Consider the following 22404-nt stretch of genomic DNA (forward strand, 5'->3'; position numbering starts at 1 on the left):
TGGGCCGTGTCAGCCAAACTTTCGCTGGGCGTCGAGCGCCAGGCCAAGCCCGACCGAGCCGAACATGTCGCCGTCGATGACGGATGCCTGCGGCACCAAGGAGAGAATCTCTCGTCTTGCCAGCGGGATTGCGGTCGACCCGCCGGTCAGGAACACCGCGGTGATGTCGGATGGCTTGACCTGGGCGTCGCGGATGGTCTGCCCGACCGTTGCGGTGACCCGCTCGATGTCCCTTGCAATCGTGGCGTCCAGCCCGGTGCGCGTGATTTCGGCGGCGAACGCCGCCCCCGGCAGTTTCACCGCCACCTGAGCCGATGATCTGTCGGTCAGCTCGATCTTGGCCTTTTCGACAAGGGCCGCCAGCGCATGTCCATAGCGATGCTCGACAATGTGGATGAAGCGGTCGACCAGGTCGGCGCGCTCGGCCTCGTAGCGGATCTGGCGCAGATGCGTCATTGCCTTGGCGGTGTAGACCAGGTTGATGCGCTGCCATGTCGCGAGATCGATGAAGTAGCTGGCCGGCAGATTGCGCTTGCCGTCCTTGGTCGGGGTCAGATAGCCGAGCTGCGGCATCACATGGGCGATGCTCAACAGCCGGTCGAAATCCGTGCCGCCGATATGGATGCCGCGGCTGGCCAGGATGTCGTCCTTGCGGTCGAGCGAGCGCGAGCGCTGCGGTGAGACGCGCACGATCGAAAAGTCCGAGGTGCCGCCGCCCATGTCGACGATCAGCGCCAGTTCCTCGCGCGTCACCTTCTGCTCATAGTCGAGCGCCGCCGCGATCGGCTCGAACTGGAAAGCGATGTGTTTGAAGCCCTGGGCGCGCGCGGCCTTCTCAAGTTCGCCCTGGGCGTTTGTATCGGCCTCGGGGTCGTCGTCGACGAATTGCACCGGGCGGCCGAGCACCACCGTTTCGACCACGCCGCCGGCATCTTCCTCCAGTTTTTTGCGGAGGTGGCCGAGGAACAGGCCGACGATCTCCATGAAGCCGATCGAGCGGGACTTGATGCGGGTCTTCTCGTGGGCAAGCGAACTGCCGAGCACGCTCTTCAGCGAGCGCATCAGCCGGCCTTCGATGCTGTCGGTGTAGTTGGCAATGGCGTGGCGTCCGAAACAGGTGCGGTTGTCCTCAAAGTTGAAGAACACGGCACTGGGCAGCGTGACCTGCCCATCTTCAAGTGCGACGAGGCGCGGCTGCCCGTTGCGGACCACGCCAACGGTGGAGTTTGAAGTGCCAAAGTCGATACCGCCGAATGCTGGTCGCATGGCAAGTTTCCTGATTTTGTCTTTGGGGAGCGGCAACTCGTGTCCGGTCGGGCCGGGGGCGTGCTCTCTAACGCAAGACGCCGGAAAGGGAAACCCTTTTTGGAAATCCGGCGCGCCTAATCCTTTCGGAAGATCACCCTACCGAGCCAGCCCGTCAGCATGGCCAGCGATATCGCGAAGACGCCATAGAGGAAGGAATAATTGTGGGCGACACGGAAGATCGACTGCTCGAAGCCGGATTTGCGGATTTCGAGCTGGGCCGAGCTTTCCTTGATGAACACGCCGCTCTTGAACAGGAAGGCGCGTGCCTTGTGGGTGCCGACCGGAACATTCGGTGCCAGCCTGACGGTGGCGCGGAACAGGTTCTGCGACAGGAATTGCACGCCGCCGACATTCTCGCTGTAGAGGCCGGTCGCTGTTTTGCGGCTGCGCAGCGCCGCAGTGAATTCCTCGATGGTCGCCGGGTTGTCGCCAGCGTCGGCCGGCTGCATGTAGAGGTTGGAGGCACCGAGCGACAGCTGCTTGTAGCTGTTCGGTTCGGTGATGTCCTGCAGCGGTCGCGTCGTCGCCACCGAATACGACATCGGCACATTCTCGAAGGTTTCGGACTCCAGGTTGACCCAGACGCCGAGCACCCGGTCCTTGCGGCGCACCACGACCGGGCGCGGCGGACCCTCGAGCACGACGATGACATCGTATCTGCCTTGACGGGCAACCAGCGGGTCGGGATTTTCCAGCGAGCCGAAAATGGTCAGGTCGGCGCCGGAAAAGCCGGCGGTGATCGAAACATTGTCGGTGGAGAGGCCGATCTGGATGCCTTCTACCGGTGGTGTCTGTGCCTTGACCGGCACGGCGACCGCAAGCAACGACAGGACAATGGCGGTTGCGAACGCTTTGGGCCCCCTCATCAGTTGAGGCCCGTGGCGGTCAGCGAATAGAGATTGGGCGGTGTGACGAAGAGGTCGATGGCGAGGCGGATCGCCACCGCGAGCACCAGCAGTGCCAGCAAGGCCCTGAGCTGCTCGCCGCGCAGCCTCTGGCCGGCCTTGGCGCCGTATTGGGCGCCGGCAACGCCGCCCGCCATCAACAGGAAGGCCAGCACGACGTCGACCGTCTGGTTGGTGGTGGCATGGACCAGAGTCGTGTAGGCGGAGGTGAAGATGATCTGGAACAGCGAAGTGCCGATGACGACATTGGTCGGCACTTTCAGCAGATAGATCAGCGCCGGCACCATGATGAAGCCGCCGCCGACGCCCATGATCGACGACAGGAAGCCGATGCCGGCGCCAAGACCCAGCACGGGGATGACGCTGACGAACAGTTTCGAGGCCCTGAACCGCATCTTCAGCGGCAAGCGGTGGATCCAATTGTGCTGGCCGGATTTCTTCAGCACCGGTGCCGCGCCGCTGCGCGTGGCGCGGAGCGCATTGACGCTTTCGACCAGCATCAGCCCGCCGACCGTGCCGAGCAGCACGACATAAAGCAGCGAGATGAACAGGTCGAGCTGGCCGAGCCTGCGCAGGAAGGCGAAGACGAAGATGCCACCGGTGGAGCCAACGATGCCGCCGGCCAGCAGCACGCCGCCGAGCTTGAAGTCGAGCGTACCTCGCTTCATGTGCGAAAGGACGCCGGAGAAGGAGGAGGCGATGACCTGGTTGGCGCCGGTGGCGACGGCGATCGCCGGGGGGATGTTGTAGAAGATCAGCAGCGGCGTGATGAGGAAGCCACCGCCGACGCCAAACATGCCCGACAGGAAGCCCACTGCCGCACCCATGGCCAGCAGTACGAAGACGTTGACGGAAATTTCCGCGATCGGGAGATAGATGCCCACCCGTCAGTCTCGATCAGTTTTGCCTGTCGGTGAATGCAACCGTTGCGGGCATCTTGACCCGACAAGCCAGTTTGTTCTTGCGCCGGAGGTGCTACGAAGTCAAACCACGCAGCATTGCCGAAACAAAAAACATCTCAATCAGTTAACAGGCAAATGTGTGGCAAGGGCGTCGTGGAAGCGACGCATCTGCCGTTATTTGCGCGCCAGCAGCGCCTTGACCAGTTTTTCGTCGACCGTGCCGGTCGCCGGCAGCTTGTTGTCGGTCTGGAAAGCCATGATCGCAGTCTTCGTCTTCTGGCCCATCCTGCCGTCAGCGTCGCCTGCATCGTAGCCATTCTTGTTGAGAATGCGCTGGATGTTCTCGACGGCCTTCTTCATGTCGACGCTGGCGGTCGTCTGCGGCGCGCCGTCCTGCCACGATTCGGGAATGTCGACCGAATTGGCTGCCGCATCCAGCGGCTTGGCCTTCCACAGTTCGGCCGCGGCACGGGCGCGTTCGAGTTGCTCGGGCCGCATCGCATTCGCGATCTCGTCACGCTTGGCCGCCGCATCCTTGTCGCCGGTCTTGGCGACGAGCGCGAACCATTTGTAGGATTCCTCGAGGTTCTGCTTCATCCCGACGCCCTTGGCGGCGAGGATGCCGAGGTTGAACTGGCTGTCCTTGACGCCGACGTCTGCCGCCGCCTGGAACCAGTGCGCGGCCGACTCATTGTCGGTGACGCCATCCGCGGCCATGGCGAACAGCACGGCCAGGTTGTGCATGGCGCTGGCGTTGCCCTGCTCGGCGGCGAGCTGGTACCAGGTCTTCGCCTTCTTGATATCGCGCGCGACGCCAATGCCCTTCTCGAAGAAATTGCCGATGCGATATTCGGCCGGCGCGAAGCCGAGTTCAGCCGACTTCTCATACCATTTGGCGGCTGCCGCCATGTCTTCCTTGACGCCACGCGACTCGGCGTAGCGCGAACCGACCTCGAACAATGCCTTGGCGTCGCCGCCGGCAGCGGCATCGCGCAAGCCGAGCGGGCCGACGTCGGTGGGAATGTCGAACTTGGCGGTGGCCGCCGCCGGCGAAGCGTCCGCCGGTGGAACCGCGCCCGTGGTGTCCTTGGCGGTGTTCGGCTCGGCCATCACAGGCCCGGTATCGGCATCGGTCGCTTCCGCGGCGACCGGGGCCGGACCAGCCGGGAGCGCAGCAGCCGAAGCTGTCATGTCGGGCGCCGCTGCGCTCGCATCTGCGGGCGTCGCCGAAGCAACAGGCGCAGGAACCGGCTGGGCTGTCGGTGCCGCATCCATCGAAGGCTCGATGCTTGGCGGCGTGGCCATCGTGCTTTGCGCGGCCATGTCATCCTTGGCTGCCGGTTCGGACGGCTCGGCCTGTCTGACGGAACGGGCCGGCGCGCTTTCCACGGACTGCGGCTGAACGTCCGCCTTCGGCTGGCTAGCCGCATCGACCGAGGCGGTTTGCACCGGTTGCGAGGCGACGATCGGCGCGGCGTCGTTGCTTGCCACCTGCGCCGGATCGGCGAAGAAGGCCTTGCCCAGTTGCAGGCCGGCGAGCGCCAGCATGATCGCGGCGGCCGCCATCAGGATCGGCTTGCGCCGCGCCTTGAGCAGGTCGCCGATCCGCAATGCCTTCACGGGTCCGGTCATCGTCGACTGGCGCTTCAGCGCATCGGCCTCGGCGGCGGCGGCCTGCGCTGCGCGCCGCGCTGCGGCGATGAAATCCGATTTGGCGGCATCGGTGTCGCTGGGCTTGGCCGGCTGGCCGCGCTCGTCGCGCACCCGCTTCATGATGGCATTGAGGTCGGGCGCGCCGGAGCCGGGCTCCAGCGGCCGATTGGCCAATTTTGGGTCGAGCGGTTCGTCGAGGTCGACGCTCGGTGTCGGGGCAATCGGCGCCGAGCCGGCCAGCGGCGGAATGTCGGCCTCCTTCTTGCCCCTGAATGCACGTGCCAACCCGCCGAACAACGATTTGCGGCCGCCTGCTTGTTCGCTTTTCTCGGCGATGGTGTCGGAACTGAGGGCAGCCAGGGCCGCGGCAGCGGCGGCTTCGGCTGGTGAGCGCGTGCCCACGTCGCCACGCATATCCAGGTCGCCACGCATATCCAGGTCGCCACGCGTATCCAGGTCGCCACGCATTCCCGGATCATTGCGCAGGATAGCAGCGGCGCGACCATCGAGATCGGCCATGTCTCCGGTCAGCGGCATCGGCTGATCGATATCCATTGACGGTGCCTCGACGGCCATCTTGGACCGCCGCGCACTGCGCCGGCTGTTGGATCCGACCGCAGCCGCATCCAGGAGTTCGCTCACCGCCTCGACCGGTTCGCCGGGTTCCAGCGAACCCAACCGGTCGACGATCTTGAGCAGCGTGTCGTGGATGGCTTCGAATGTTCTCGAATTGCGCTCGTCCGAGCGCCGCGTCAGCGTTTCGAGGGTCTTCAGGTCCTGGGCGAGGCCGGATACGGCTGTCGTGTTGGCGCTCGAACCGGCCAGCGAACGCACCGCGTTCTCGGCCGCTTCGCGCGCCGCGCCGAGGATGGAATCGCGCGTTCCGGACAGCGACTTCTCGATCTCGTCGAGACGCGGGCTGATGTCCTCGAATTCCGGCAGGGGCGTGCTTGGCCTTGAAAGGTGGGCCGACAGGCCGGCGACCTGTGCCTCCAGGCTGCGGATCAGCGCCGGATCGATGCCGGCCACCTGCGCGGCCGATGCGTCCAGCCGGCTTGAAATGTCTTCGAGCCGGCTTTCCAGGCCGCGGATCGCGGCTTCGCCTGCGGGATCGGGAACACGCGTTTCGATGCGCTTGGCCAGCGCGGTGAAGCGGGCGTCGATGGCTTCCATGATGCCGGCGCTGTCGACATGCGGCATGCGCTGGTCCAGCCTGTCGGCCACCTCGTCCAGCCGCCGCTCGAGATCGCGAAACAACATGTTGCCCTGTTCGATGGCGTCGCCCTGGCGACGTTCCATCATGCCAGACAGCACGTCGAAGCGTTGCTCCAGGCCATGGAAGACATAGTCGGCGTCGGGCATCGCAGGCGCCTGGTCGATCTTGTCGGCGATGAGCGCGATCTGCTTGGCCAGGCGCTCCATCGCCTGTTCGGGCAGGTTGGCGCGGCCGGCGAGTTCGTCGACACGGCTCGACAGGGTGCTCAGCCGGTCCATGACAGCGTTGCCCGGGCGGTCCTGCGCAACTTCCTCGATCTGTTGGGCAAGCGAGTCGATCCGCTTCTCGATGCGCTCGAAAGCCTCGTGGTCGAATGTATTGGCTTGCGCGGCGACCGTCGAGGCGACGATGGCGCGGGAGATCTCGTCCAGCCGCTCGTCGATCATGCCAAGCGTGTCGCTGCCACGATTGTCCTGCTGGCTGGCGAAATGATCGACGGCGCCGGCAAGCGTGCGGACCTTTTCCTCGAGCGAGCGCAGCGACAGCGATTCCGGCAGATTGTTGACGGCGTTGCTGATCTGCTCCAGCCGGTCGGTCAGCATTGATAGGCCGGGGTCGTCGGAGCGCTTGCGCTGATCGGCGTCGACGCGGTCCTCGAAGGCCGTCCACCGGCGATCGAAATCGTCCCAGCGGCGGTCGACCTTCTGCACGCTCTCCTCGCGCGCCAGCGTGTCGAGCGCGGCCTTGACCTGTTCGAGCTCGAGCCGCAGCATATTGACGCTTCTGTCGTCGCTCTTCTCGGCCAGTGTCTGGATGGCGCCGGAGAGCCGTTCGAATTCAAGGCCGAGCTCGGCGCTGCCCTTGGCCGAGGCGCCCGGCCTTGCGCCCGACTGGAAAGCCCGCTCGATGTCCTTGCGCAGCGCTTCGAATTCCCGCTGCAGCCCAGCCGTCATCTGGTGGCGCAGTTCCTCGCGCATGCCGCGCAACTCGCCGGCGATCTTGCCGACCATGGCAACGCCGTCTTCCTGCCCGCGCACGCGATCGATGTCGCGGGCGATGGCCTGGTAATTCTGCCCGAAGGCGGCGGCGGGCGGCGGCGGGCTCGTCGGGCGCGGCGCCGGCTGCGGATCCTCGTACCACCGCTGCTGGCTGGAGGGTTGGCCAGAGGGTTGGGCTGCTGGATAGCGCGCATCGGCCTCGTATTGGCGGGGCTCGGGCCGTGCCATCGGGTCCTCGCGCGTACGCTCCAGCCGCTGCTCCAGCGTTTCGAGGGAACGGTTCAACTGCTCGAGCGTGGTCTGCGGCCTGCGCTGCCTGCCGGCGTTGAGTGTATCGAGGTAGGACCGCTTGCTGTTCATCGGTGCGTCCGTCTTTCAGATTGGCTGGCTCGCGGCCAGTTCCCCCAAGTCCCTGTCGGAACGAGGCGACAGCGGCTATGCCGCAGTGGAAGACGAGCTTCCCGGGCTCTCACCCGCGCTCCGAAAAACCGTGAAAAATTCGATACAGGATAACCACGGGTAGCCGACGCGCCCACATTTCGCCCAACGTGGTAAACAACGCGTTAACCAAACTTAAGAAGTTGCAAGGATGTCGGATGCCGGCAGCACGGTGCGGCATAACGCTCGCCGCGCAGAACGCCCTTGCGTCATGAGGCGGCTATCGGTATAGAATTGACGTAAACGTAAAAGGCGCCCTGAGCGTGCTGTTTGCGATTTGTTTGTTGAAACCACGACCGGAAGCAAGCCCCCGCTTCCAGTCAGGCGACGCACGGTCCAGGACCGCGACGCCACCAGATGGGGAAAGCCAGTGACCATGAAGCTTATCTCGGCCGGCGAGACCGCGGCCAATACCAACAATATGTCTGTCGAAACCGGCGAGGACCTTGTCCGCATCGGTGAGATGGCCAAGAAATATGGAGTGACGCTGCGCACGCTGCGTTTCTATGAAGACAAGGGCCTGCTTAACCCGCAGCGCGACGGTTCGACCCGTCTCTACACGCGCCGCGACAAGGCCCGGCTGAAGCTGATCCTGCTTGGCCGCAAGGTTGGGTTCTCGCTGCGCGACGTCAAGCAGATGATGGACCTCTACGATCCGACCGGCTCCAACACCAAGCAGCTGCGGCTGGCGCTGGACAAGTCGGAAAAGCAGCTTGCCCGGCTGCAGAAGCAGCGGGCGCTGATCGATGACGCCATCAACGAGCTGAGCGGCTCGATGTCGGCGGTGCGCCAGATGCTGGCCGAGCGTTCGGCGCCGCAGGCGAGCGTCGCGGGCTAATTCATCCGCTGACTGTCTGACTATCAAAGCCGCGTGGCCCTGCCGCGCGGCTTTGCGTCGTCTTGGCCGCGGCCCAATGCAGCCTCTCGCCGCTAGCTTGTGCAACGCCTCGCCGCTACGTTCACCGCGCGGTGGGCGGGAAATCTTGTCGCATCGAAAAAATTGACGTTTACGCAAACGTCAATTTTTGCTATCCCGCTCGCAACATGGGTCCGCATGCCACCCTTGGTAGACTTCGGGGGCATTCGGACAGGTCTGCAGGGTGGAGGAAAGCATGCCGACATACAGGGCTCCGGTCCAGGATACGCTGTTCGTGCTCAACGAGGTGCTGGGCTATCAGCGCTATTCGAACCTTCCCGGATTTGCCGACGCCACGCCCGATGTACTGGAGGCTATCCTCGCCGAAGGCGCCAAGCTCGCCGAAAACGTCATGCATCCGCTGAACCGTGTCGGCGACATGGAAGGTTGCGTGCGCCATGACGACGGCTCGGTGACGACGCCGAAAGGTTTCAAGGAGGCCTTCGGCCAGTATCGCGAGGGCGGCTGGATGGGACTGGCCGCACCCGTCGAGTTCGGCGGCCAGGGGCTGCCCTACGCGGTGCACACCGCCGTTGCCGAATATATGGTGTCGGCCAACATGTCGCTGATGATGTATCCGGGCCTGACGCAGGGCGCGATCGCGGCGATCATCACACACGGCACTGACGAGCAGAAATCCAAATGGCTGCCGAAAATGGTTGAGGGTGCCTGGACCGGCACCATGAACCTGACCGAGCCGCATTGCGGTACCGACCTTGGCCTGCTGCGAACCAAGGCGGTGCCGAATGGCGATGGTACCTACATGATTTCAGGCCAGAAGATATTCATCTCGGCCGGCGAGCACGACATGTCGGACAACATCGTCCATCTGGTGCTGGCCCGCATCGAGGGCGCGCCTGAAGGCGTCAAAGGCATCTCGCTGTTCATCGTGCCGAAGCTCAAGCTCGACGCATCGGGCAATCCCGGCAACAGGAACACCGTCTCCTGCGGTTCGATCGAGGAGAAGATGGGCATCCACGGCAACTCGACCTGCGTCATGAACTATGACGAGGCCGAAGGCACGCTGCTCGGGGAGGCCAATGGTGGTTTGAAGGCGATGTTCACGATGATGAACGAGGCTCGCCTCGGCGTCGGCCTGCAAGGGCTGTCGCTGTCGGAGATCGCCTACCAGAACGCCGCGGCCTACGCCAAGGACCGCTTGCAGGGCCGCTCGCTGTCGGGGCCGAAGGCACCGGACAAGAAGGCCGACCCGATCATCGTCCATCCCGACATCCGCCGCAGCCTGATGACCATGAAGGCCTTCAACGAGGCCGGCCGCGCGCTGGCGCTGTGGACGGCGATCAAGTCCGACGTCGCCCACCGCTCTGGCGACGACAAGGACCGCCAGGCCGCCGACGACTACACCGGCCTGTTGACGCCGGTGGTCAAGGGCGTGCTCACCGACAAGGGGTTCGACCACGCCGTGATGGCGCAGCAGGTGTTCGGCGGTCACGGGTACATCGAAGAGCACGGCATGAGCCAGTTCGTGCGCGATGCCCGCATCGCCATGATCTATGAAGGCGCCAACGGCATCCAGGCGCTCGACCTTGTCGGCCGCAAGCTGGGTTTGAATGGCGGCCGCGCCGTGCAGGCCTTCTTCAAGGACGTCGGCGAATTCTGCGAGGAAAACCGTTCCGACGAGAAGATGGCGCCGTTCACGAAGGCGCTGAAGAAGGGCCTCAACGACCTTCAGGCCGCCACCATGTGGCTGCTGCAGAACGGCATGGCCAAGCCCGACAATGCGGGCGCCGCCTCGACCGATTTTATGCATCTCTTCGGCCTTGTGGCGCTGGGCTATATGTGGGCGCAGATGGCCAAGGCGGCGCTTGGCAAGACGGGGGCCAACGGTTCGCAGTCCTTCTACGACAACAAGGTTGTGACGGCGCGCTTCTTCATGGAGCGGATCATGCCGGAAACCGGCGCTCACCTCGCCCGCATTTCGAGCGGTGCCGACACGCTGATGGCTCTGCCGGCGGAAGCGTTCTAAGCTCGAACGCCGGCACCGCCGGCCCTGTCCTGTCGATACGCGGAGGAAATCGTGGCGACAAATCCCGCCGAAGTGCTCACTTTGCCGAAGCCCGCCTGGGCCGCGGACGAGGTCGGCATGCTCTACGACATGACGCACCGCTTCATGTCGGAGGAAATCGCGCCGCGCTACGACGAATTCGAGAAGAACGAGATGGTCGACCGCGAGAGCTGGTTGAAGGCCGGCGCTGCCGGTCTGCTCTGCGCCTCGATGCCGGAGGAGTATGGCGGCTCGGGCGGTACCTTCGCGCATGAGAGCGCCATCATCGAGGCCATCAGCCATGTCGGTGTCGACGGTTTCGGCATCGGCCTGCACAACTCGATCGTCGCCCCCTACATCCTCCACTACGGCTCTGAAGAGCAGAAGAAGAAATGGCTGCCGAAGCTGGCGACCGGCGAGCTGATCGGCGCCATCGCCATGACCGAGCCAGGTGCCGGCTCCGATCTGCAAGGCGTCAAGACGCGGGCCGAGAAGGATGGCAACCAGTACAAGATCAACGGTTCCAAGACCTTCATCACCAATGGCCAGCTTGCCAACTTCGTCATCGTCGTCACCAAGACCGATCCGGAGAAGGGCGCCAAGGGCACCTCGCTGATCGTCGTCGAGACCGATGAGGTCGAAGGCTTCCAGCGCGGCCGCAACCTCGACAAGATCGGGCTGAAGGCCAACGACACGTCGGAGCTGTTCTTCAACGATATGCGCGTGCCGACTTCCAACCTGCTCGGCCACGAGGAAGGGCAGGGCTTTGTCCAGCTGATGCAGCAATTGCCGCAGGAGCGGCTACAGATCGGCACCAGCGCCATTGCCATGATCGAGCGGGCACTGGCGCTGACCATCGATTACGTGAAGGAACGCAAGGCGTTCGGCAAGGCGATCATCGATTTCCAGAACACCCAGTTCAAGCTGGCCGAACTCAAGACCGAGGCGACCATCGGCCGCGTCTTCTACAATGATTGTGTGACCCGCCACATCGCCGGCGGCCTCGACCCTGTGACAGCGTCGATGGCCAAATACTGGCTCAGCGACCTGCAGGGAAAAGTCGTCGACGAATGCCTTCAATTGCATGGCGGCTATGGCTACATGAATGAATACCCGATCGCCCGCATGTTCCGCGACGCCCGCGTCCAGCGCATCTACGGCGGCACCAACGAGATCATGAAATTGCTGATTGGGCGGAGCCTTTAGGATAGCAATTATGGGCGCATGGGGTTTCAAGATTTTCGAAAACGATGACGCAGCGGATTTCGTCGCCGAATTTGAGAACAGTGGCGCCGTCGCTGTTGCAGGCGCGCTCGATGTGGCTTGCAACAATCTGGACTACATCGAGGCTCCGGATGGCTCGGTTGCACTGGCGGCCGCTGCAATTGTCGCCGCAGCTAGCGGGAAGTCCGAGTTCTTGTCGGAACCCGCAGAAACAGCATTGCGAACTGTCTCGAACTGGCAAGCTTTGAGTGGATTGAAGGGCAAGGCAATCCAGGCAGTCGAATGCGTGAGCAGCCCTAATTCTGAACTCATGGAACTCTGGGCTGAAGCGGCTCCGGCAGATGCAGCCAACTTCAAGAACGAACTGAATCGCCTGCGTGCGGCTTTGCGTTAAAGCAAGCCTTAGACGGCACCACAAGGAAGGAACCGAAAAATGGCCGAAGCTTATGTCTATGACGCCGTGCGCACGCCGCGCGGCAAGGGCAAGAAGGACGGATCGCTGCATGAGGTGCCGGCGGTGCGGCTTGCCGCCAGGACGCTCGAGGCGTTGCGCGATCGCAATGGGCTCGACACCGGCAATGTCGACGACATCATCTTCGGCTGCGTCGATCCGGTCGGCGAGGCGGGCTCGGTCATTCCGCGCGCCGCCGCCTTCGAGGCCGGCTATGACACCAAGGCGCCTGGCATGCAGATCTCGCGCTTCTGCGCTTCGGGCCTCGACGCCATCAATTTCGGCGCCGCCAAGATCGCGCAGGGCGCCGATGACATCGTCATCGCTGGCGGGGTTGAATCGATGTCGCGCGTCGGCATGGGCGCCTCTGGCGGCGCCTGGTTTATGGATCCTTCGGTTGGCCTGCCCGGCTGGTTCGTGCCGCAAGGCATCTCGGCCGACCTGATCGCCACCAAATACGGCTTCTCGCGCGACGACGTCGACGCCTATGCAGTCGAGAGCCAGAAGCGCGCGGCCAAATCCTGGGCCGACGGCCGCTTCAAGAAGTCCGTCATTCCGATCAAGGACCAGAACGGCCTGACCATCCTCGACCATGACGAGCACATGCGTCCGTCGACCGACATGCAGTCGCTGGCCTCGCTCAACCCGTCCTTCGTCATGCCCGGCGAAATGGGTGGTTTCGATGCCGTCGCCGTGCAGAAGCACCCCGAGGTGGAAGAGGTCAACCACGTCCACCATGCCGGCAATTCGTCCGGCATCGTCGACGGCGCCGCCGCCGTGCTGCTCGGCTCGAAGAAGGCCGGCAAGGCGATGGGGCTGAAGCCGCGCGCCCGCATCCGTACCTTCGCCAACATCGGCTCCGAACCGGTGCTGATGCTGACCGGTCCGGTCGACGTCACCGAGAAGCTGTTGAAGCGCGCCAAGATGAAGCTGTCGGATATCGACCTGTTCGAGCTCAACGAGGCCTTCGCCTCGGTGGTGCTGCGCTACATGCAGGCCTTCGATATCGAGCACGACAAGATCAACGTCAATGGCGGCGCCATCGCCATGGGCCATCCGCTCGGCGCCACCGGCGCGATGATCTTCGGCACGGTGCTGGACGAACTCGAGCGCCGCGACCTCAACACCGCGCTGGTGACGCTGTGCATCGGTGCCGGCATGGGCACCGCAACGATTATCGAACGCGTCTGACAGGGGAGAGAAATCATGAGCTACACCAATTTCACCCTCGACATCGACGCCGACGGCATTGCGCTGGTCACCTGGGACATGCCGGGCCGCTCGATGAACGTCTTCACCAAAGAGGCGATGCTGGAACTGAACGCCATCGTCGACGCGGTGGCGGGCGATGCCGCCATCAAGGGCGCGGTGATCACTTCCGGCAAGGACACCTTCTCCGGCGGCGCCGACATCACCTTGCTGCAGAAGATGCTGGCCACCTTTGCCACTGACAAGGACAAGGATGTCGAAAAGGCCACCAAGGCGCTGTTCGACCAGGCCGGCACTATGACCGGCCTGTTCCGCAAGCTTGAAACGTCGGGCAAGCCGTGGGTGTCGGCGATCAACGGCACCTGCATGGGCGGCGCCTTCGAATTGTCGCTCGCTTGCCACGGCCGTGTCGCCGCCGATAGCGACAAGGTCAGGATGGCGCTTCCCGAAGTGAAGATCGGCATCTTCCCGGGCGCCGGCGGCACCCAGCGCGTGCCGCGGCTGACCGATCAGCAACAGGCGCTGCAGATGCTGACCTCCGGCCAGACGCTGTCGCCGCAGAAGGCCAAGTCGATGGGCCTGATCCATGAGATCGCCGAACCGGCCAAGCTGGTCGACACCGCCAAGGCGATGATCAGGAACGGCCTGAAGCCGGTGGCGCCGTGGGACGAGAAGGGTTTCAAGCTGCCCGGAGGCCAGATCTATTCACCAGCCGGCTTCAATCTGTGGCCGCCGGCCATCGCCATCCTGCGCCGCGAGACCTATGGCAATTATCCAGCTGCCGCCGCGATCCTGAAGTGCGTCTATGAAGGCCTGCTGGTGCCGTTCGACACGGCCCTGCGCATCGAGCAGCGCTATTTCACCGAGATCATGCAGACCCAGGAAGCGGCGGCGATGATCCGCTCGCTGTTCGTGTCGCTGCAGGAACTGAACAAGGGGGCGCGTCGCCCGGCCGGCGTACCGGAAACCAAGTTCAAGAAGATCGGCATTCTCGGCGCCGGCTTCATGGGCGCCGGTATCGCTTATGTCACCGCCAAGGCCGGCATTCCGGTGGTTCTGCTAGACCGTGACATGGAGTCGGCCGCCAAGGGCAAGGCGCATTCCGACAGCCTGGTCTCGGATCAGGTGAAGAAGGGCCGCGCCAAGCCGGAGGAGAAGGACAAACTTCTGTCGCTGATCACGCCGACGGCTGACTATGCCGACCTTGCCGGCTGCGACCTGGTGGTCGAAGCGGTGTTCGAGGATTCCGCCGTCAAGAAGAGCGCCACCGAGCAGGCGGAAGCGGTGCTTAAAGCCTCGGCCATCTTCGCCTCCAACACCTCGACCATCCCGATCTCGGCGCTGGCCAAGAACTCGGCGCGGCCGAAGAACTTCATCGGCATCCATTTCTTCTCGCCTGTCGACAGGATGATGCTGGTCGAGATCATTTTGGGCAAGAAGACCGGCGACAAGGCGCTCGCGACAGCCATCGATTTCGTCCGCGCCATCAAGAAGACGCCGATCGTCGTCAACGACACGCGCGGCTTCTATGTCAACCGCTGCGTGCTGCGCTACATGTCGGAAGCCTACAAGATGCTGATCGAAGGGGTGCCTGCGCCCATGATCGAGAATGCGGCAAAGGCCGCCGGCATGCCAGTTGGCCCGCTGGCCCTGACCGACGAGACGGCCATCGACCTCGCGCAGAAAATCATGAAGCAGACCATGCGCGATCTCGGCGACGCCGCCGTCGACCAGAAGCAAATGGCGTTGATCAACACAATGGTCGACGACCATGGCCGCTTCGGCCGCAAGAATGGCAAGGGTTTTTACGACTATCCCGCCAAGCCGGCCAAGAAGAAGCTGTGGCCGGGCCTCAAGGACCTCTATCCGCAGCTTGCGGCCGAGAAGGTCGATTATGAAGAGCTGCAGCAGCGGCTGCTGGTCACCATCGCGCTGGAAGCGGCCCGGGTGATGGAAGAGGGCATCGTCACCGACCCGCGCGAGGCCGATGTCGGCTCGATTCTGGCCTTCGGCTTCGCGCCCTACACCGGCGGTGCGCTGTCCTATATCGACGGCATCGGCGCCAAGGCATTCGTCAAGATCGCCAAGAAGCTGCAGAAGAAATACGGCGCCGAATTCAAGGCGCCCAAGCTGTTGCTCGATATGGCCGAGAAGGGCGAGACCTTTTATGAGCGCTTCAATCCTTACACCGGTGACGTGAAGCAGGCGGCCTGACGCGGGCCGATCTATGTCTGGGTGCGGCGGCAGCGCTGGGCGTCCTTCGGAGACGCAAAGGATGCTTGTCGCCCTTTGGTCTGCGTATGACGGCCACGGCACGTAGCCGTGGCCGGCGCGCTTCAGCTTTCCCATGAGGTCCGTCGGTGATAAATTAGCTTTTGCTAACCTAAAGTTGGCAGAAGGACGAAATCGTCATGCGTATGATGCTGAGAGTTTCCATCCCGGCCGAGGAAGGCAACAAGGCGATCAAGAACGGCAGCATGGCCAAGTTCATCGAGCACACCCTGTCCGACCTCAACCCGGAGGCCGCCTATTTCACCGCCGACGGTGGCCGGCGAACGGCCTATCTCGTCGTGGAGGTAAAGGACAGTTCGGATATGCCCTATGTCGCCGAGCGGTTCTTCTTCGCCTTCAATGCCAGCGTCGAGATGATCCCGGTGATGAACGCTGAGGAACTCAGGAAGGGCTTGCCGAGAGCGATGGCGGCGATGGCCGGATAGGTTCATCGGCGATCAATGATGTCCGATCACTGAACCGCGCGTCGTTGTCGCAGCGGCACACAGTTTTGTCGGCAATCCGCCTGCTGCGCCCGGTGGACATGGCGGCGGTTGCGCGTTAGACAGGAAGAGGCATTTTTTCCTGTTTCGAGGAGAGCGAGCTTGCTCTCGCATGACCGTGTCTGGGCTGCCATCGATGCTCTCGCCGAGCGCTATTCGCTGTCGGCTTCGGGGCTGGCCCGGCGCGCGGGGCTCGATTCGACGGCCTTCAACAAGTCGAAACGTCTGTCGTCGGATGGCCGGCCGCGCTGGCCTTCGACCGAATCGCTGGCCAAGATCATCGAGGCGACAGGGGCGACACTTGACGAATTCACCGGCCTGATCGAGGGCAGGGCCGCGTCAGCCCAGGAAGCACGGGTAGCCCACAGGCGCTCGGTGCCGTTGCTCGGCTTTGCCCAGGCCGGCGCCGGCGGCTTCTTCGACGATGCCGGCTTTCCGGCCGGGCAGGGCTGGGACCTGGTCGAACTGCCGGCGCAATCGACGGAGAGCTCCTATGCGCTGCAGGTGCAAGGTGATTCCATGCTGCCGCTCTACCGCGATGGCGACGTCCTCATCGTCGAGCCGGGCGCCGTCACCCGCAAGGGCGACCGCGTCGTCGTCAAGACCACCGCCGGCGAAGTGATGGCCAAGGTGCTCGAGCGCCAGACCGTCAAGTCGATTGCACTGGTCTCGCTCAATCCCGATCATCCGGACCGCGACATTCCCATGCGCGATGTCGAATGGGTGGCGCGGATTGTCTGGGCAAGCCAGTAGGTCCGGCTGGTGCGGCTCCCTCATCTTGTCCTGGCGGTTCTGATGGTCCCGGCGATGGCGGCAATGGTCGTCGCTGGCGGTCGCACGCTGAAGGGAAGTGCAGGCGTAGTCACGGTGGATCAGGTCGATCCGGGCGCCGACACGATCTCGCGAGAGGGCGCCGAGACCGTGCTCGCAGAGCCGGCGACATCCGCCATAGCCGCTCCGCAGCCGCCAAAGCCGGAGTCACATTCGAGGGCGATCGATCCTGAAATTATCGTACCACCGGAACTGCCCGCCGAGGGGCTTGAGCGTGTCGAGCCGCGCGAGCCGTTGAGCAAGCTGGCGCTGGCGGTGCCGCCCAGGCCGAAAATGCCCGACGACTGGAACGGGACAAAGCTGTTCCAGCCGGTCGCGCAGGCCGCCGGCCTGATCGAGGCCAAGGGCTATTCGGTCGCGGTGTCGGGCATCGACATCGTCGGGCAGGACGAGACCTGCAGCGATGACGGCAAAGCCTGGCCGTGCGGTATCCGGGCGCGAACGGCGTTCCGCGCCTTCCTGCGCGGCCGCGCGGTGGTCTGCACCGTGCCGCCCGAGGGCGGTCGCGACCTGATCGCCGCCGAATGCCGGATCGGCAAGCAGGATGTCGGTCAATGGCTGGTCGAAAACGGCTGGGCTCGGGCCGCCAAGGGTGGGCCCTATGTCGAGGCCGGCGACGAGGCGCGCACGGCCAAGAAGGGCATTTTCGGATCGGCGCCGAACCTCTCCGGCATGCCGGCGATGCCGGCCGCACCGAGCCCTGCGCCTCAGGCGCCGAGCTCGATCCTGGAAGAGGTCGACGGCGTTCTCAAGCCAGCTGACCAGCCAGCGCCCGCTCAATGAGCGCCCGCGTCTCGGCAATGCCATAGAGTGCGGCGAACGAGCCGAAGCGCGGGCCGCGTTCCTGGCCGATCAGCACCTGGTAGATCATCTGGAAGAAGGCGACCGACACGCCGGGGCCACCTTCCGGGCTCTGCTTGGAGTGATCCTGATAGCGTTCGATCCTGCGTGCGACGTTGAGCGAAGCGTTCTGGATCGCCTCGCCGTTGGCGTCCGCCGGCAGCGCGCCAAGCGCCGTGTCCAGGGCTGCCAGCGCCTCGCGCTCGACCTCGTCGGCGGGGCGGAAGGTTTTCGTCGGCTTCACGAAATCGTCGAAATAGCGGATCRCATGGCCGACCAGCTGGTCGAGCTCGGGATGCGTCTTAGGCGTCACCCCCGCGGTATGGCGCGAAATGAAGCCCCACAGCACATCCTTGTTCTGCGCGTTGGAAGCGCTGACCAGGTTGAGCAGCAGCGAGAACGGCACCGGCATGTCGATGGCCGGCGGGTTGCCGTCATGCATATGCCAGACCGGGTTGCCCAGCCGCTCCTTCCAGTCCTGCCGCGGGTAAGCCGCAAGGAAGGTGTAATACTCGTCCACTGCTCTCGGGATGACATCGAAATACAGCTTCTTGGCCTGCCGCGGCCGCTGGTACATATAGAGCCCGAGGCTCTCGGTCGGCGCATAGGTCAGCCACTCGTCGATGGTCAGCCCGTTGCCCTTCGACTTCGAGATCTTCTGGCCGTTCTCGTCGAGGAACAGCTCATAGACGAAATGCTCTGGAGCACGCCCACCCAGGATGTTGCAGATGCGGTCATAGACCACCGCATTGGTCTGGTGGTCCTTGCCGAACATTTCGAAATCGACGCCGAGCGCTGCCCAGCGCATGCCGAAATCCGGCTTCCACTGCAGCTTCACCCTGCCGCCGGTGATCGAAAGCGTGGTCTCGGTGCCTTCATCGTCGAACGTGATGGTGCCGGCCTTGGCGTCGACATGCTTCATCGGCACGTAAAGCACGCGGCCACTCTTTGGCGAAATCGGCAGGAACGGGCTGTAGGTCGCCTGCCGCTCGGAGCCGAGCGTCGGCAGCATCACCGCCATGATCTGGTCATAGCGTTCGGCGGCACGCAGCAGCATCGCGTCGAAGCGGCCCGACTTGTAATATTGCGTCGCGCTGGCGAACTCGTAGTCGAAGCCGAACGTGTCCAGGAAGCGGCAAAGCATCGCGTTGTTGTGATCGGCAAAGCTCGCATAATCGTCGCCGAACGGATTGGGCACCGACGACAGCGGCTTGTGCAAATGTGGCTCCAGCGCTGCGCGATCCGGCACGTTGTCTGGGATCTTGCGCATGCCGTCCATGTCGTCGGAAAAGCACAGCAGCTTGGTCGCAACCTTGTCCTGCGTCAGGACGCGGAAGGCATGCCGAACCATCGTCGTGCGCGCCACCTCGCCGAACGTGCCGATATGCGGCAGGCCGGACGGTCCGTAGCCGGTCTCGAACAGGATTGTTTCGGGAAAGTCGGTGCCTTTGTAGCGTTCGATGATCTTCTTGGCTTCCTCGAACGGCCATGCCTTGCTCTCGGTCGCGGCCGCCAGCAGCTCGGGATTGAGATCGAAGATGTTTGATCCCGCCATGTCACAGTTTCCAAATAAATCGCCGGTGTTGCCCGGAGCAGGGGTTTTCAACCGGTCTCTAGGCGTGCGTGGCCGGAGCGTCAACGCGTGCAGCGCTTTTTCCTTGCGGTGCCGATACCGCTTTCCTAACTTCGGAGCCCATTCAAGGAGTACAGAATGCCGTTGCCGACGCCGCATGAAGCGCTGATCTACCTGATGGTCATCACCTCGGCTTCCGATCGCGACATGACCGATGTCGAGCTGGCCCGGATCGGCGACGTCGTCCGTTCGTGGCCGGTGTTCGAGGATTTCAACCACGACCGGCTGGTCGGCGTCGCCCAGGCTTGCCAGAAGATGCTGAATGAAAAGGACGGCCTGGAAGGCGTTCTTGCGCGGGTTGCCGAGGCGCTGCCCGAGCGCTTGCGCGACACCGCCTATGCCGCCGCCTTCGAGGTGGCCGCCGTCGATCTCGAAATGCGCATGGAGGAAGTCCGGGTGCTGCAGCTCATCCGGCGTCAGCTCGACCTTGACACCTTGACGGTCGCCGCCATCGGTCGTGCCGCCAAGGCGAGGCTGCGCACCCTGACTTAGGGCGCTGCCTTTCGGGGCCTAGAAAAAGCTGACCGGGAAATAGCGCAGATAGAATTCGGCGAAAGTGCCTTTCATCGAGATCTCCTGCAGCGCATAGTCGAACGCGGCGGCCAGTGCTGGATCGTCCGCCCTGGTGGCGATGGCCATGCCAGAACCCAGGTATTCGGGCGCCAGATAAGGTCCGCCGGCGAAGCGGCAGCAGCCCGCCGCATCCGAGCCGCCCAGCCAGAAGGCCAGGCGCATGCCGTCGCCGAAGGCGGCGTCGAGCTTGCCGGCCTTGAGATCGGCATAGAGTTCTTCCGGCCTGTCGAAGGGGACGATCTGAACGGTGTTGAAATAGTCGCGCAGCATGCGCTCATGCGCCGAGCCGGCGAGCACGCCGACACGCTTGCCGCGCAATTTGTCGAAGACCGGTTCGGTCAGATCCTTGCTCTTCTGCGTGACGAAGCGGGCCGGGAACTGCAGGTAAGAGCGTGAGAAGGCATAGGTCGAGCGCGATTCGGCCGTTGCGGCGATGCCGGCGATGATCGCTTCGCCCTCGCCTTTCTGCAGTGCGCCTTCGAGCTCTGCCCAGGGCAGGGCCTGGATCTGGCATTTGTCGACAATACCAAGCTCGGCGCAGATGGCGCGTGCCAGATCGATATGGAAACCGGACAGTTTTCCCGAGCCGTCGAGGAAATTGAAGGGCGGAAAATCCGTGGTCGTCAGGAAACGCAGCCGGGGCAGTGCCGAGAGGTCCGGTTTCGGCAGCCGCTCCTTGGCATCCCACAGCACCGGCACCTGCGGCTCGGCGGCGCGCGCGGTACCGGCGACCGACAGCGCTGCGATCAGCAGCGACGCAAGAGCCAAAAACCTCCACTGGAACGCCACGATAAGACTCCGCCGCAGTCGTGTTGGCAGGTTTTGGTACGAAAATGACAAAGGTACAATGCTTTTTGATTTCAACGCGGCGATTTCAGGATATGCTTTAGGGAGTTTGCAAATAGCAGTGGCTGCCTTGGTTGGGGGACCAAGGTGAGAACCACGACCGAAAACATGCGGTTTGCAATCCGTGGTCGGTGGCGAAGTGCAAACGAAGCACGCATCATTGGTCGCAATGCATGAGGCAACATAGGGTTGATGTTGCGATGGGTCAGTTCGATCGCACCTTGGAATTCATAGACCAACTGCAGCACGCCGGAACGGCGGCGGCAGTCTGCGAAACGTTGCTGGGTGTAACGTCGGATTTCGGGCTCACCGCACTGATGGCGGGAACCGTGCCGCAGCCGGGCACGCCAAGCGGCCAGCAAAAGCAGCATGTGCTTCTGTGCGACTGGCCTGTTGAATGGCTGGAGCGTTATGTGGCGCGCAACTATGTCGATCACGACCCGGTCGTCAGCCACATGAAACAGCTGCAGGCGCCGTTCCAGTGGCGCGAAGCTTCACAGGGCGCCCGCATCGACAAAAGCAGCGGCGAAGTGATGGGCGATGCCGGCGCGTTCAAGTTGCGCGACGGGCTAGCCTTCCCGCTGATCACGCTCGACGGCCAGATCGTCATGGTGTCGCTGGGCGGCGAGGCCGTCGAATTGTCGGCGGCCGATTTCGGCCTGGTGTCGCTGGTGTCGACCTATGCGGTCGGCCGCGCCATGCAGCTCCACACGATGGCGAGCAACACCATCGATCACATCGTACTGACGCCGCGCGAACGCGAATGCCTGCAATGGGCCGCCGTCGGCAAGTCCGAGTGGGAGATATCGCAAATCCTCGGCATCTCCGAACATACCTCGGAGAAACATCTTCTTAACGCCAAAAGCAAACTTGGTGCCGTCAACCGGGTTCAGGCGGTCGCCGAAGCGATAAGGCGGGGTTACATTAGTTAGGTCGGCCGTGCCGGCCTAGCAATTCTAGCCTACGCGATCACGCAATTTTCTCATCGAAGCACGGCCGTATCTTCCTCTGAAACCAGGAGATGACGGAATGCTTTTTTCTCTCACAACCCAAGAATTGATGGAACGCCCGGACCTTTGGGAGGCGGTCCATCGCTTGCGCTACAAGATATTCGTCGAGGAGATGGGATGGGAGGACCTCAGGCGCCCCGACGGGCTCGAATGCGACCAGTTCGATCATGACGAGGCCGTCCATCAAATCGTCATCAGGGGCAGTGAAGTCGCAGGCTACCAGAGGCTTTTGCCGACGACGCGGGGACATCTGCTGACCGAGGTGCTGACCGACCTCTTTGAAGGAACGCCGCCCTCCGGACCCAACATCTACGAGTTGACCCGCTATGCGGTCGCTCCAGGTTACCGCGATGGCCGTCGCGGCGTGTCAACCGTCGGCACCGAGCTGATCGCTGGCTTCGTCGAGTGGGGACTGAAGCGCAACGTCAACCAGGTGATCATCGAGTTCGAGCCGATGTGGGTGCTGCGTGCATTGCAGCTGCATTTCCTGGCGACCCCGCTGGGTTATCAGCGCACCTATGGCAACCAGCAGGTCGTAGCCACCTTGCTTACCTTCAACGAGCACACGCTCGATGTGGTGCGTTCGCGCCGCAACCATTTTGCTCCCGTGCTGACCAGGGGATACCCCGACAGGCTCGGCCAAAGGCGTGCGTCGTGAAATCGGAGACCGTC

General features: G+C 63.4%; 18 protein-coding genes. 12 read left to right on the top strand and 6 right to left on the bottom strand.

What is annotated here, in order from left to right:
* Window positions 1-9: 9 nt before the first annotated feature.
* The 4 genes from AC1DZP_RS21250 to AC1DZP_RS21265 all read right to left on the bottom strand — a co-directional run bounded on the left by AC1DZP_RS21250 (window position 10) and on the right by AC1DZP_RS21265 (window position 7342).
* Window positions 10-1266: an Hsp70 family protein gene (locus AC1DZP_RS21250; RefSeq protein WP_457151524.1), complete on the bottom strand. Its 1257-nt coding sequence runs from the start codon at window positions 1264-1266 to the stop codon at window positions 10-12.
* Window positions 1267-1382: 116 nt separating this feature from the next.
* Window positions 1383-2174: a TIGR02186 family protein gene (locus AC1DZP_RS21255; protein WP_477225354.1), complete on the bottom strand. Its 792-nt coding sequence runs from the start codon at window positions 2172-2174 to the stop codon at window positions 1383-1385.
* The gene (locus AC1DZP_RS21260; RefSeq protein ID WP_095082339.1) at window positions 2174-3097 is read right to left on the bottom strand and encodes a sulfite exporter TauE/SafE family protein; all 924 of its coding nucleotides are present in this window, start codon (window positions 3095-3097) and stop codon (window positions 2174-2176) included. Before AC1DZP_RS21260 ends, AC1DZP_RS21255 begins: the two co-directional genes overlap by 1 nt.
* A 192-nt stretch (window positions 3098-3289) precedes the next feature.
* Entirely contained in the window at window positions 3290-7342 is a 4053-nt protein-coding gene (locus AC1DZP_RS21265; RefSeq protein ID WP_477305121.1) for a peptidoglycan-binding protein, read from the bottom strand.
* A gap of 454 nt (window positions 7343-7796) precedes the next feature.
* On the opposite strand from AC1DZP_RS21265, the gene AC1DZP_RS21270 reads away from it, so the two are divergent.
* The 9 genes from AC1DZP_RS21270 (at window position 7797) to AC1DZP_RS21310 (ending at window position 17613) form a co-directional block, all read left to right on the top strand.
* Complete coding sequence (locus AC1DZP_RS21270; protein WP_095082335.1) at window positions 7797-8258, top strand: MerR family transcriptional regulator; 462 nt, start codon at window positions 7797-7799, stop codon at window positions 8256-8258.
* Window positions 8259-8532: 274 nt separating this feature from the next.
* Window positions 8533-10323 (top strand): acyl-CoA dehydrogenase, encoded by a 1791-nt coding sequence (locus tag AC1DZP_RS21275; protein ID WP_477305123.1) that lies wholly within the window; start codon window positions 8533-8535, stop codon window positions 10321-10323.
* Window positions 10324-10374: 51 nt separating this feature from the next.
* A complete protein-coding gene (locus AC1DZP_RS21280; RefSeq protein ID WP_477305125.1) occupies window positions 10375-11547 on the top strand; it encodes an acyl-CoA dehydrogenase family protein in 1173 nt (390 codons plus the stop codon).
* Between the two features lie 10 nt (window positions 11548-11557).
* On the top strand, window positions 11558-11959 hold the full coding sequence (locus AC1DZP_RS21285) for a DUF4259 domain-containing protein (RefSeq protein WP_111544636.1): 402 nt from the start codon (window positions 11558-11560) through the stop codon (window positions 11957-11959).
* A gap of 39 nt (window positions 11960-11998) precedes the next feature.
* Entirely contained in the window at window positions 11999-13207 is a 1209-nt protein-coding gene (locus AC1DZP_RS21290) for an acetyl-CoA C-acetyltransferase (RefSeq protein ID WP_477305128.1), read from the top strand.
* 15 nt (window positions 13208-13222) lie between these two features.
* On the top strand, window positions 13223-15439 hold the full coding sequence (locus tag AC1DZP_RS21295; RefSeq protein ID WP_477305129.1) for a 3-hydroxyacyl-CoA dehydrogenase NAD-binding domain-containing protein: 2217 nt from the start codon (window positions 13223-13225) through the stop codon (window positions 15437-15439).
* Window positions 15440-15636: 197 nt separating this feature from the next.
* Window positions 15637-15942, top strand: coding sequence for a DUF3303 family protein (locus tag AC1DZP_RS21300; protein ID WP_095082325.1), 306 nt, complete (start codon window positions 15637-15639; stop codon window positions 15940-15942).
* Window positions 15943-16101: 159 nt separating this feature from the next.
* Complete coding sequence (locus AC1DZP_RS21305) at window positions 16102-16752, top strand: S24 family peptidase (protein ID WP_477305131.1); 651 nt, start codon at window positions 16102-16104, stop codon at window positions 16750-16752.
* A 9-nt stretch (window positions 16753-16761) separates the two neighbouring features.
* Window positions 16762-17613: a thermonuclease family protein gene (locus AC1DZP_RS21310; RefSeq protein WP_477305133.1), complete on the top strand. Its 852-nt coding sequence runs from the start codon at window positions 16762-16764 to the stop codon at window positions 17611-17613.
* Here the strand turns inward: AC1DZP_RS21310 and AC1DZP_RS21315 are convergent.
* Window positions 17579-19225: a lysine--tRNA ligase gene (locus tag AC1DZP_RS21315; protein WP_477305135.1), complete on the bottom strand. Its 1647-nt coding sequence runs from the start codon at window positions 19223-19225 to the stop codon at window positions 17579-17581. The genes AC1DZP_RS21310 and AC1DZP_RS21315 overlap by 35 nt on opposite strands.
* Before the next feature lie 156 nt (window positions 19226-19381).
* On the opposite strand from AC1DZP_RS21315, the gene AC1DZP_RS21320 reads away from it, so the two are divergent.
* Window positions 19382-19795 carry a tellurite resistance TerB family protein gene (locus tag AC1DZP_RS21320; RefSeq protein ID WP_167392009.1) on the top strand — a complete coding sequence of 138 codons (414 nt, stop codon included), beginning with the start codon at window positions 19382-19384 and terminating at the stop codon, window positions 19793-19795.
* Between the two features lie 18 nt (window positions 19796-19813).
* Here the strand turns inward: AC1DZP_RS21320 and AC1DZP_RS21325 are convergent, their stop codons facing one another.
* Entirely contained in the window at window positions 19814-20665 is an 852-nt protein-coding gene (locus tag AC1DZP_RS21325; RefSeq protein ID WP_095082319.1) for a transporter substrate-binding domain-containing protein, read from the bottom strand.
* Between the two features lie 257 nt (window positions 20666-20922).
* On the opposite strand from AC1DZP_RS21325, the gene AC1DZP_RS21330 reads away from it, so the two are divergent.
* Both AC1DZP_RS21330 and AC1DZP_RS21335 read left to right on the top strand, forming a co-directional pair.
* Window positions 20923-21654 carry a helix-turn-helix transcriptional regulator gene (locus tag AC1DZP_RS21330; RefSeq protein ID WP_095082317.1) on the top strand — a complete coding sequence of 244 codons (732 nt, stop codon included), beginning with the start codon at window positions 20923-20925 and terminating at the stop codon, window positions 21652-21654.
* Between the two features lie 97 nt (window positions 21655-21751).
* Window positions 21752-22390, top strand: coding sequence for an acyl-homoserine-lactone synthase (locus tag AC1DZP_RS21335; protein ID WP_477305137.1), 639 nt, complete (start codon window positions 21752-21754; stop codon window positions 22388-22390).
* Window positions 22391-22404: the final 14 nt, after the last annotated feature.

It is taken from the genome of Mesorhizobium sp. P2_F8 (assembly GCF_056403655.1).